Origin of the sequence: Streptomyces sp. NPDC050704, from assembly GCF_040654355.1 — a bacterium.
Lineage (GTDB): Bacteria > Actinomycetota > Actinomycetes > Streptomycetales > Streptomycetaceae > Streptomyces.
Genome location: NZ_JBFAHW010000057.1, coordinates 55927 through 67165 on the forward strand (window position 1 = coordinate 55927; position 11239 = coordinate 67165).

At 70.6% G+C, this 11239-nt stretch carries 12 protein-coding genes and 1 riboswitch; of the genes, 8 read left to right on the forward strand and 4 right to left on the reverse strand.

The features are described 5' to 3' along the window. Positions 1 to 81: 81 nt before the first annotated feature. Positions 82 to 426 carry a hypothetical protein gene (locus AB0I18_RS29855; RefSeq protein ID WP_363108718.1) on the reverse strand — a complete coding sequence of 115 codons (345 nt, stop codon included), beginning with the start codon at positions 424 to 426 and terminating at the stop codon, positions 82 to 84. Between the two features lie 52 nt (positions 427 to 478). Beyond that, positions 479 to 592: riboswitch (TPP riboswitch) on the forward strand. Between AB0I18_RS29855 and thiO the strand changes: the two genes are divergently transcribed. From thiO to AB0I18_RS29880, 5 genes are all read left to right on the forward strand, one after another. Further along, complete coding sequence (thiO, locus tag AB0I18_RS29860; RefSeq protein ID WP_363108719.1) at positions 590 to 1807, forward strand: glycine oxidase ThiO; 1218 nt, start codon at positions 590 to 592, stop codon at positions 1805 to 1807. It overlaps the preceding riboswitch by 3 nt. Continuing rightward, complete coding sequence (gene thiS / locus AB0I18_RS29865) at positions 1804 to 2025, forward strand: sulfur carrier protein ThiS (protein ID WP_363108720.1); 222 nt, start codon at positions 1804 to 1806, stop codon at positions 2023 to 2025. The genes thiO and thiS overlap by 4 nt, the downstream gene beginning before the upstream one ends. Positions 2026 to 2028: 3 nt before the next feature. After that, positions 2029 to 2823, forward strand: a complete 795-nt coding sequence (locus tag AB0I18_RS29870; protein ID WP_363108721.1) for a thiazole synthase — start codon at positions 2029 to 2031, stop codon at positions 2821 to 2823. A 126-nt stretch (positions 2824 to 2949) separates the two neighbouring features. Then, on the forward strand, positions 2950 to 4914 hold the full coding sequence (pknB, locus tag AB0I18_RS29875; protein WP_363108722.1) for a Stk1 family PASTA domain-containing Ser/Thr kinase: 1965 nt from the start codon (positions 2950 to 2952) through the stop codon (positions 4912 to 4914). 58 nt (positions 4915 to 4972) lie between these two features. Next, positions 4973 to 5842, forward strand: a complete 870-nt coding sequence (locus tag AB0I18_RS29880) for a deoxyribonuclease IV (RefSeq protein ID WP_363108723.1) — start codon at positions 4973 to 4975, stop codon at positions 5840 to 5842. Positions 5843 to 5855: 13 nt separating this feature from the next. Here the strand turns inward: AB0I18_RS29880 and AB0I18_RS29885 are convergent, their stop codons facing one another. Next, on the reverse strand, positions 5856 to 6488 hold the full coding sequence (locus tag AB0I18_RS29885) for a sulfite oxidase-like oxidoreductase (RefSeq protein ID WP_363108724.1): 633 nt from the start codon (positions 6486 to 6488) through the stop codon (positions 5856 to 5858). Positions 6489 to 6662: 174 nt separating this feature from the next. On the opposite strand from AB0I18_RS29885, the gene bfr reads away from it, so the two are divergent. After that, positions 6663 to 7142, forward strand: coding sequence for a bacterioferritin (gene bfr / locus AB0I18_RS29890; RefSeq protein ID WP_363108725.1), 480 nt, complete (start codon positions 6663 to 6665; stop codon positions 7140 to 7142). Here bfr and AB0I18_RS29895 read toward each other — a convergent pair. Continuing rightward, a complete protein-coding gene (locus AB0I18_RS29895; protein ID WP_363108726.1) occupies positions 7139 to 7381 on the reverse strand; it encodes a (2Fe-2S)-binding protein in 243 nt (80 codons plus the stop codon). The genes bfr and AB0I18_RS29895 overlap by 4 nt on opposite strands. 182 nt (positions 7382 to 7563) lie before the next feature. Further along, positions 7564 to 8919 (reverse strand): class II 3-deoxy-7-phosphoheptulonate synthase, encoded by a 1356-nt coding sequence (locus tag AB0I18_RS29900; protein ID WP_363108727.1) that lies wholly within the window; start codon positions 8917 to 8919, stop codon positions 7564 to 7566. 137 nt (positions 8920 to 9056) lie between these two features. Here AB0I18_RS29900 and AB0I18_RS29905 point away from each other — a divergent pair, with 137 nt between their 5' ends. Together AB0I18_RS29905 and AB0I18_RS29910 are read left to right on the forward strand one after the other, a co-directional pair. After that, a complete protein-coding gene (locus AB0I18_RS29905; protein ID WP_078602827.1) occupies positions 9057 to 9113 on the forward strand; it encodes a trp operon leader peptide in 57 nt (18 codons plus the stop codon). 120 nt (positions 9114 to 9233) lie between these two features. After that, positions 9234 to 11120, forward strand: a complete 1887-nt coding sequence (locus tag AB0I18_RS29910; RefSeq protein WP_363108728.1) for an anthranilate synthase family protein — start codon at positions 9234 to 9236, stop codon at positions 11118 to 11120. The last annotated feature ends 119 nt before the right edge of the window (positions 11121 to 11239 follow it).

The following is an 11239-nucleotide window of genomic DNA, read 5'->3' on the forward strand; positions in this document are numbered from 1 at the left end:
CACCATAGACACTGACGGATTGTCAGTCAGGGGGCACGATCAGTGACCTGTTCCACAGCGGCTTCCCCGGCGCCGGCGGGTTCAGTTCCCGGTGACCTCTTCGACCACACTTGTCCCGCTGCCCGGCTGCGACTCCCACTCCCAGGTCTCCTCCAGGCGCACCCGCCCGTCGGCCAGCTCGACGACCCGGGACTCGCAGTGCCCCGAGGAGGTGGTGCCGTCCCGCTTGAGCTGTACGTACCGGAAGTCGAGGCGGTCGCCCGCGCGGGTGCCCACGAGATGGCCGCGTACGACGTCGCCGCCCGCGTACTCGGCCCAGATCTCGCCGTCCTTCTCGTGGTACGCGAACCGGGTGCGCGTGCCCACCTGACCTGGGGCTTGGTCGGCGACGGGAGCGAGGAAGAGACCGTCGAGCGAGCGGGCCATGCCGTGAGGCTCCCTTACTGAGGCGTGCGACGAAGGGCTAGGGTGGCCAACGTAGAGCACTCGCGGGAGCCCGGACGAACCGGGCTGAGAGGGAGGCTGGGACGGCCTCCGACCGTACGAACCTGATCCGGGTCATGCCGGCGAAGGGAGGGGCTGGACGCCCATGTCGCGTACAACATCGGCCACATCCGCATCAGCCGCATCCGCATCAGCTGCATCCGCGTCCGTCACATCCGACGTACTGGTCGTCGGGGGCGGCATCATCGGCCTGGTCACGGCCTGGCGGGCGGCGCAGCGCGGCTTCACGACCGCGCTCATGGATCCCGAACCGGGCGGCGGCGCCGCGCAGGTGGCGGCCGGGATGCTGGCCGCCGTCACCGAGCTGCACTACGGCGAGCAGACCCTGCTCGGCCTCAACCTGGCCTCCGCCCGCCGCTATCCGGACTTCGCCGAGGAGCTGACCGAGGCGACCGGCCAGGACCTCGGCTACCGCCGGTGCGGCACGCTCGCCGTCGCGCTCGACGCCGACGACCGGGCCCATCTGCGCGAACTGCACGTCCTGCAGAGTCAGTCGGGCCTGGACTCCGAGTGGCTGAGCGGCCGCGAGTGCCGGCGCCTGGAGCCGATGCTCGCGCCGGGTGTGCGCGGCGGCCTGCGGGTCGACGGCGACCACCAGGTCGATCCGCGGCGGCTGGCCGGGGCCCTGGTCACGGCCTGCGAGCGGGCCGGAGTGGTCTTCCACCGGACGTGGGCCGAGCGGCTGACCGTCGTACGGGACCGGGCCGCCGGAGTCCGTACCGCCGACGGGACCGAACTGTCGGCCGGCCAGGTCGTCCTCGCCGCGGGCAGCCTCAGCGGGCGCCTCGCCGGGGTCCCCGACCACGTGCTGCCGCCGGTGCGTCCCGTGAAGGGCCAGGTGCTGCGGCTGACCGTGCCGAAACGGTACGCGCCCTTCCTGAGCCGGACCGTGCGCGCCGTCGTCCGGGGCAGCCAGGTCTACCTCGTGCCGCGCGAGAGCGGCGAGCTGGTGGTCGGCGCGACCAGCGAGGAGCTGGGCTGGGACACGACGGTGACCGCGGGCGGCGTGTACGAGCTGCTGCGGGACGCCCACGAGCTCGTACCCGGCATCACCGAGCTGCCGCTCACCGAGACGCGGGCCGGGCTGCGGCCGGCCTCCCCCGACAACGCGCCACTGCTCGGCCCGACCGAACTCCCCGGGCTCCTCCTGGCCACCGGCCACTACCGCAACGGCGTGCTGCTCACGCCGATCACCGGCGACGCCCTGGCGCACGCCCTGACCACCGGTGAACTCCCGGACGAGGCCCGCCCGTTCACGCCCAAGCGCTTCAGTACCGCCGCACTCACGGAGCAGCCCGCATGACCCGGGCAACCGCACTCACGACCATCTCCGTCAACGGTGAGCCGCGCGAGTTCGCCGCGGGCACCGCCCTGGACACAGTCGTCGCCGCCCTCACCGCGGCCCCCTCAGGAGTGGCCGCCGCGCTCAACGAAACCGTCGTCCCGCGCGCGCGGTGGGCGAAAACCCTCCTCTCCGAGGGAGACCGCGTCGAAGTCCTCACCGCCGTCCAAGGAGGCTGACCCATGGCCGACGACCCCTTCGTCCTCGGCGGTACGTCCTTCACGTCCCGCCTCATCATGGGCACCGGCGGCGCGCCGAGCCTCGACGTCCTGGAGCGCTCGCTCGTCGCGTCCGGCACGGAGCTGACGACGGTCGCGATGCGCCGCGTGGACCCCACGGCGCACGGCTCGGTGCTGTCCGTGCTCGACCGGCTCGGCATCCGCGTGCTGCCGAACACCGCGGGCTGTTTCACCGCCGGGGAGGCCGTCCTCACGGCCCGTCTCGCGCGTGAGGCGCTCGGCACCGACCTGATCAAACTGGAGGTCATCGCGGACGAGCGCACGCTGCTGCCCGATCCGATCGAGCTGCTCGACGCCGCCGAGACCCTCGTCGACGACGGCTTCACGGTGCTCCCGTACACGAACGACGACCCGGTGGTCGCGCGGAAGCTCGAAGACGTGGGCTGCGCGGCGATCATGCCGCTCGGGTCGCCCATCGGGTCCGGGCTCGGCATCCGCAACCCGCACAACTTCCAGCTGATCGTGGACCACGCGCGCGTGCCGGTGATCCTGGACGCGGGCGCCGGCACGGCGTCGGACGCCGCGCTCGCCATGGAGCTGGGGTGCGCGGGTGTGATGCTCGCCTCGGCCGTGACGCGGGCGCAGGAGCCGGTGCTGATGGCCGAGGGCATGCGGCACGCGGTCGAGGCGGGACGGCTCGCGTACCGCGCGGGACGTATTCCGCGTCGGCACTTCGCCGAGGCGTCGTCCCCGGCGGAGGGCATGGCCCGGTTGGACCCGGAGAGGCCCGCTTTTTGAACACCCGTCCCATGAAACTGAACGCCTGTCCCACGAATGCGGCGTGCGTCACAGCTCGGCTGCAGTAAAGCCCCGAAATCGCCCGCAGGGGCAGCTCTGACAGTGGCGGCTCGTACACTCACCTGCGTGGATACGACCCTTCAGGACCCGCTGGTCGGGCATGTGCTCGACGGCCGCTATCGCGTCGAGGCGCGCATCGCGGTCGGCGGGATGGCCACGGTCTACCGGGCCGTGGACACCCGCCTGGACCGGGTGCTCGCACTCAAGGTGATGCACCCGACGCTGGCGGCCGACACCACGTTCGTCGACCGCTTCATCCGCGAGGCCAAGTCGGTGGCCAGACTCGCGCACCCGAACGTGGTGCAGGTCTTCGACCAGGGCACGGACGGCAGTTACGTCTATCTCGCGATGGAGTACGTGGCCGGGTGCACCCTGCGGGACGTGCTGCGCGAGCGCGGGGCGCTGCAGCCGCGGGCCGCGCTCGACATCCTGGAGCCGGTGCTGGCCGCGCTGGGCGCCGCGCACCGCGCCGGTTTCGTGCACCGCGACATGAAGCCGGAGAACGTCCTGATAGGGGACGACGGCCGGGTGAAGGTCGCGGACTTCGGTCTCGTACGGGCCGTGGACACGGTCACCAGCACGACGGGGGCCGTGCTCGGCACGGTGTCGTATCTCGCCCCTGAGCAGATAGAGAGCGGCACGGCCGATCCCCGGGTCGACGTGTACGCGTGCGGCATCCTCCTCTTCGAGATGCTCACCGGCGACCGGCCGCACTCCGGGGACTCCCCGGCAGCGGTCCTCTACAAGCACCTGCACGAGGACGTGCCCCCGCCGTCGGCGGCCGTGCCCGGCCTGGCCTACGAGCTCGACGAGCTGGTCACCTCGGCCACCGCGCGCACACCGGACCTGCGTCCGTACGACGCGGTGGCGCTGCTCTCCCAGGTGCTGGACGCGCGGAACGCGCTGAGCGCCGACCAGTTGGACGCGGTGCCGCCGCAGGCGGTCGCCGCGGACCACGACAACCACAGCAGCCACACCCACCACAACAACGCAGACGACCGTACGAGCGTGATCCCGCGCTCGCTGTCCGTGCCGCGGCCCCTGCCGGTGAACGAGGACGACCGCGATCTCGCGCTGAACCGCACGAGCTTCCTGCCGTCCCCGCCGCCCGGCCCGCCGCGCCGCGGCCGCGGCCGCGCGGTGGCCGCCCCCCGCCGCGGCCTGCTCGCGATCGTCGCCGCGGTACTGCTGGCTCTCGGACTCGGCGCGGGTGTCTGGTACATCAACTCCGGCCAGTTCACCAAGGTCCCGGCGGTGCTCGACAAGACTCAGGCGGTGGCCGAGAAGCAGCTCTCGGCCGCCGGACTCGACGTGAAGGTCGAACGCGAGTACAGCGACACCATCAAGCTCGGCAAGGTCATCAGGACCGACCCGAAGCCGGGCGCCCGGATCCGCGACAACGACTCCGTGACGCTGGTCGTCTCGCGCGGCCCGGAGGTCGTGCGCGTGCCGGACCTGGAGGGCTACGCGCTGGACAAGGCCAAGGAGCGGCTGAAGACCGAGGGCCTGGCGGCGGGCATGGTCACCAGGGCCTTCAGCGATGAGGCCCCCAAGGGCTTCGTGATCAGCACGGACCCGGAGGCTGGCACCGAGCGGCGCGGCGGTTCCGCGATCGCGATCACCGTCAGCAGGGGCAGCCCGGTGGACGTGCCCGACGTCCTCGGCGACGACCTGGCCGACGCGCGGCAGGAGCTGGAGGGCCTCGGCCTGAAGGTCAGGATCAAGTCCGAGCGGATCAACTCCGACTACGACGCCGGTCAGATCGCCGAGCAGGCGCCGAATCCCGACAAGCGGCTGGCCGAGGGCGACACCGTCACACTGACGGTGTCCAAGGGCCCGCCGCTGGTCGAGGTCCCCGACGTCGTGGGCGACAAGGTCGACGACGCGAAGCAGACGCTGGAGAACGCCGGCTTCCGGGTCGAGGAGGACCGCGGTCTGCTCGGCCTCTTCGGCGACACGGTGAAGAGCCAGTCGACGGCCGGCGGCGAGACGGCGCCCAAGGGGTCGACGATCACCATCGAGATCCGCTGAGCCGGCTGCGAGCGCATCCGCCGACGGGACGGCCGGGACCGCGTGACACCCTGACCGGGTGAGCACACAGCAGTCCCGCAACCCCGTCGGCGGCCATGTCCCGGTCGCCGGAGGCCTCGCCTCCGTAGGCCTCTCGTACGCCCGTGACCTGGCCGCCGAGACCGTCCAGGTGTTCGTCGCCAACCCGCGCGGCTGGGCGACCCCGCCCGGAAACCCGCTCCAGGACGAGGAGTTCCGGGCCGCCTGCGCCGCCGGGTCGATTCCCGCGTACGTCCACGCGCCCTATCTGATCAACTTCGGCTCGCACACCGAGGCGACCGTGGAGAAGTCGGTGGAGTCGCTGCGCCACTCGCTGCGCCGCGGGCGAGCGATCGGGGCGCTGGGTGTGGTCGTGCACACGGGTTCGGCGACCGGCGGCCGGGAGCGCTCGGTCGCGCTCAAGCAGGTACGGGAGTATCTGCTGCCGCTGCTCGACGAGCTGACCCACGACGACGACCCGTATCTCCTCCTTGAGTCGACCGCCGGCCAGGGCGCCTCGCTCTGTTCCCGGACCTGGGACTTCGGGCCCTACTTCGAGGCGCTCGACGCCCACCCGAAGCTGGGCGTCTGCCTGGACACGTGCCACATCTTCGCGGCGGGCCACGACCTGACCGGGCCCAGCGGCATGCACCAGACCCTCGACCTGCTGGTGGACACGGTCGGCGAGGGCCGGCTGAAGCTGATCCACGCCAACGACTCCAAGGACGTGGTCGGCGCCCACAAGGACCGCCACGAGAACATCGGTTCCGGCCACATCGGCGAGGACCCGTTCCGCGCGCTGATGACCCACCCCGCCACCGAGGGCGTACCGCTGATCATCGAGACCCCCGGCGGCAAGGAGGGGCACGCGGCGGACGTGGAGCGGCTGAAGAAGCTCCGGGACGACTGAGCCCCGGGCCGGGTCAGAGCTCGGGGCCGTCCCCGGGCTCTTCCTGGTAGGAGTAGCGCTGCTCGCGCCAGGGGTCGCCGACGTTGTGGTAGCCGCGCTCCTCCCAGAAGCCGCGGCGGTCGGCGGTCATGTACTCGACGCCCCGGACCCACTTGGGGCCCTTCCAGGCGTACAGGTGCGGCACGACCAGGCGGAGCGGAAAGCCGTGCTCCGCGGTGAGCAGCTCGCCGTCCTTGTGAGTGGCGAAAATCGAACGGTCGGACGCGAAGTCGTCGAGGCGCAGATTCGAGCTGAAGCCGTACTCCGCCCAGACCATCACATGGGTGACGGCGGGCGCGGGCGGGGCGATCTCCAGGATCGTACGGGCCGGGATGCCGCCCCACTCCGCCCCGACCATGCTGAACTTGGTGACGCAGTGCAGGTCGGACACCACGGTGGCGTACGGCAGGGCCGTGAACTCCTCGTGGGTCCAGCAGCACTTCTCGCTGTCGGCGGTCGCGCCGAAGACTCTGAACTCCCAGCGCTCGGGGCGGAACTTGGGTACGGGCCCGTAGTGCGTAACCGGCCAGCCCCGCTGCAGTCGCTGCCCCGGTGGAAGCTCCGACTGCGCTGCTTCCCCAGATTCGCGACCCACCGGCTGACCCATGTCTCCATCCTGACAGACCTGACACGGGAGACATGACCGGGTCCGTCCCGATTCGGACAACTCGGACTAAGCCTGTACTTACTTACTAAGCATGCACTTACTGGACGATCTTCGACCGCCGGTGCAATCATGCGGCCAACCGGCCTGTCCCCCCGCTTGGAAGGAGCCTCTGCGATGCAGGGCGACCCCGAGGTCCTTGAATTTCTGAATGAGCAGCTGACCGGCGAGCTGACGGCGATCAACCAGTACTTCCTGCACGCGAAGATGCAGGACAACTTCGGCTGGACGAAGCTCGCCAAGTACACCCGCTCCGAGTCCTTCGACGAGATGAAGCACGCCGAGGTCCTCACCGACCGGATCCTCTTCCTGGACGGCCTGCCGAACTACCAGCGGCTCTTCCACGTCCGGGTCGGCCAGACGGTCACCGAGATGTTCCAGGCGGACCGGCAGGTCGAGGTCGAGGCGATCGACCGCCTCAAGCGCGGTATCGAGGTGATGCGGAACAAGGGCGACATCACGTCGGCGAACATCTTCGAGTCGATCCTCGAGGACGAAGAGCACCACATCGACTACCTCGACACCCAGCTGGAGCTGGTGGAGAAGCTCGGCGAGGCGCTCTACATCGCGCAGCTCATCGAGCAGCCGGAGAGCTAGGCCGCCTCGTCCAGCTCGGCCATCTCGGCCATTTCCGCGAGTGCGGGCACACCCTGCCCGACCGAGTCGCGGCTGGGGCACGCGCCCCGGCCCAGCAGTGCCTGGATACGTCGTACGCAGGAACCGCAGTCGGTGCCCGCCTTGCAGGCCGACGCTATCTGGCGGGGCGTGCAGGCACCGCCCGCCGCATGCTTCTTCACCTGCTCCTCGGTGACCCCGAAGCAGTTGCAGACGTACATGCGGCCCACCTCTCGCCGGGATCCCGAAGTCGTGCCGTCCCGAGTTTTCGGTGAGGCTAACCTAACCTTACCCGCCGGGCGGGAACCGTAAAAGTGCCGTGGGGCGCGGATCGTATGTGATCCGCGCCCCACGGCATGTTCCGGTAACAACCGAATCGGCTGTCGGCCCCCTACCGGGCCTTCTACTGGTCCCGGTACATCTCGGCGACCAGGAAGGCCAGGTCGAGCGACTGGCTGCGGTTCAGGCGCGGGTCGCAGGCCGTCTCGTAGCGCTGGTGCAGGTCGTCGACGAAGATCTCGTCGCCGCCGCCCACGCACTCGGTGACGTCGTCACCGGTGAGCTCGACGTGGATGCCGCCCGGGTGCGTGCCGAGCTCCTTGTGGACCTCGAAGAAGCCCTTGACCTCGTCGAGCACGTCGTCGAAGCGGCGGGTCTTGTGACCGGAGGCCGCCTCGTAGGTGTTGCCGTGCATCGGGTCGGTGATCCAGGCGACGGTCGCGCCGGAGGCGGTGACCTTCTCGACCAGCTCGGGCAGCTTGTCGCGGACCTTGTCGGCGCCCATGCGGACGATGAAGGTCAGCCGGCCCGGCTCGCGGTCCGGGTCGAGGCGCTCGATGTACTGCAGCGCGTCCTCGGCCGTCGTCGTCGGGCCGAGCTTGATGCCGATCGGGTTGCGGATCTTCGAGGCGAACTCGATGTGCGCGCCGTCCAGCTGGCGGGTGCGCTCACCGATCCACACCATGTGCGCGGACACGTCGTACAGCCGGCCCGTGCGCGAGTCGACCCTGGTCAGCGCCGACTCGTAGTCGAGGAGCAGCGCCTCGTGGGAGGCGTAGAACTCGACGGTCTTGAACTCCTCCGGGTCCGCCCCGCAGGCGTGCATGAAGTTCAGCGCCTGGTCGATCTCGCGCGCCAGCTGCTCGTAGCGCTGCCCGGACGGGGAGGTCCGCACGAAGTCCTGGTTCCAGGCGTGCACCTGGCGCAGGTCGGCGTAGCCGCCGGTGGTGAAGGCGCGCACCAGGTTGAGCGTGGAGGCGGAGGCGTTGTACATCCGCTTCAGCCGCTCGGGGTCCGGGATGCGGGCCTTCTCGGTGAAGTCGAAGCCGTTGACGGAGTCGCCCCGGTAGGTCGGGAGCGTCACCCCGTCGCGGGTCTCGGTGCCCTTGGAGCGCGGCTTGGAGTACTGGCCGGCGATCCGGCCCACCTTCACGACCGGCACGGAGGCCGCGTACGTGAGGACGGCGCCCATCTGGAGGAGGGTCTTGAGCTTGGCCCTGATCTGTTCGGCACCGACAGCGTCGAACGACTCCGCGCAGTCACCGCCCTGAAGCAGGAATGCCTCGCCCCTGGCGACGGCCCCGAGCCGGGCGCGCAGCTGGTCGCACTCGCCCGCGAAGACGAGCGGCGGATACGTCGACAACTCCGCAGTCACTTCACGCAGAGCCTTGGCATCGGGGTAGTCCGGCTGCTGCGCCGCGGGCAGGTCTCGCCAGGTCGCCTCGGTGGCGACGGCTTGGGATTCAGCGTTCACGGTCACAGCCCATAGGTTACGGGGTTGTGTCCAGTGCGCCGTCGCACGCTCACTCAGTGAGACAGGGCGGGGGATGGCCCGACCTGTCGGAAGTCACGGAGCCACAGGCCTGTCCGGCGACCGAATCGGGTAGGGTGCGGGCCATGTTCGCGCACTCGATCCAGACTTGGTGGTGGACCGCTCATCCGGCGGCCCGCTGACTGCGCGTACTCACTCACTTCGCGAAGGCCGCCCGAGGGGCGGCCTTCGGTGTTTTCGCGACCGGGACCGTTCCTCTCCACTCCTCTCTTCACCGAGACGCCGAGAAGGAACACGGACCCATGAACCTGCTCGATCTGCTGGACGATCCCCGCCCTTTCGCCCTGCTGCGCCGCCGCACACCGGGCCATGACCACGAGACGGTCGAGGTGCTGCTCGGCCCGGTCGCCGAGTACGAGCGGCTGGCCGACCTCCCCGAGGGCCTCGCGCTCATTCCGTTCCGCCAGATCCGGGAGCGCGGCTTCGACGTCCGCGACGACGGCACGCTGCTGGCGGCGCTGGTCCCCGAGGAGACGTACGAAGTGCCCCTGGAGCAGGCCCTGGCGGAACTTCCCGCGCACGACGTACGTGTCGAGGACGGCGGCTTCGACGTCGAGGACGACGAGTACGCCGGGATCGTGGGGCGTGTTCTGCGCGAGGAGATCGGTCGGGGCGAGGGCGCGAACTTCGTCATCCGGCGGACGTACGAGGGTGAGATCCCGGGGTTCGGGCGGGCCGACGCGCTGGCCCTCTTCCGGCGGCTGCTGGTCGGTGAGCGGGGCGCGTACTGGACGTTCGTCGTGCACACGGGAGAGCGCACGCTCGTCGGGGCCAGTCCCGAGGTGCACGTCCGGATGTCCGGCGGGACCGTGGTGATGAACCCGATCAGCGGGACGTACCGCTATCCGGCCGACGGTCCGACCGCCGAGGATCTGCTGGACTTCCTCGCCGACGGCAAGGAGGTCGAGGAGCTCTCGATGGTCGTCGACGAGGAGCTCAAGATGATGTGCACGGTCGGCGACATGGGCGGTGTCGTGATCGGGCCGCGGCTCAAGGAGATGGCCCATCTCGCGCACACCGAGTACGAGTTGCGGGGCAAATCGTCGCTGGATGTGCGCGAGGTGCTGAAGGAGACCATGTTCGCCGCCACGGTCACCGGGTCGCCCGTGCAGAACGCCTGCCGGGTCATCGAGCGGTACGAGGTGGGTGGACGCGGGTACTACGCGGGTGCGCTGGCGCTGATCGGACACGATTCCGGGGACGCCCAGACCCTCGACTCCCCCATCCTCATCCGGACCGCCGACATCGACGCGGCAGGACGGCTGCGGGTGCCGGTCGGTGCGACGCTCGTCCGCGGCTCGGACCCGGCGAGCGAGGTCGCCGAGACACATGCGAAGGCGGCGGGGGTGCTGGCGGCGCTGGGGGTACGGCCCGGGCGGCCCCGCGACGAGGGCGTACGGCCCGGGCTCGCGGACGATCCGCGGGTGCGGGCCGCGCTCGACGGGCGGCGGGCCTCGCTGGCGCCGTTCTGGCTGCGGATGCAGGAGCGGTCGGCGGAGCTCGCCGGGCACGCCCTCGTCGTCGACGGCGAGGACACCTTCACGGCGATGCTCGCGCATCTGCTGCGCTCGTCGGGCCTTGAGGTGAGCGTCCGGCGGTACGACGAGCCGGGATTGCGGGAGGCCGTCCGCGCACACGAGGGGCCGCTGGTCCTGGGCCCCGGTCCGGGCGATCCCTCGGACCTCGCGGACCCCAAGATGGTGTTCCTCCGCGACCTGGCCGCCGAGGTGATCCGTGGTCACCGGCACGGTGTGCTGGGCGTCTGTCTCGGCCATGAGCTGATCGCGGCGGAGCTGGGCCTGGAGATCGTACGCAAGGAAGTCCCGTACCAAGGGGCCCAGGCGGACATCGGTCTCTTCGGGCGGACGGAGACCGTCGGCTTCTACAACAGCTTCGTGGCGCGGTGCGACGACGAGGCCGCCGTCGAGCTGGCCGCTCATGGGGTCGAGATCAGCCGCGAGAGGTCTGCGGGAGAGGTGCACGCGCTGCGCGGGCCCGGCTTCGCCGGCGTCCAGTTCCACCCGGAGTCGGTGCTGACGCTGCGCGGCACGGACGTGGTGCGGGACCTGGTGAGCCGCCTGAGCGAAGGGGCGGGCACCGGCACGTTCTCGGAGCGGCCCGCCGTGTAGCGGGGTTTTTCGCCCCCGCCGCCCCTACCCATACCCGTCCCCTGGGGGCTCCGCCCCCAGACCCCCGCAATCGGCCTGAACGGCCTCGTCCTCAAACGCCGGACGGGCTGAAAGGCAGG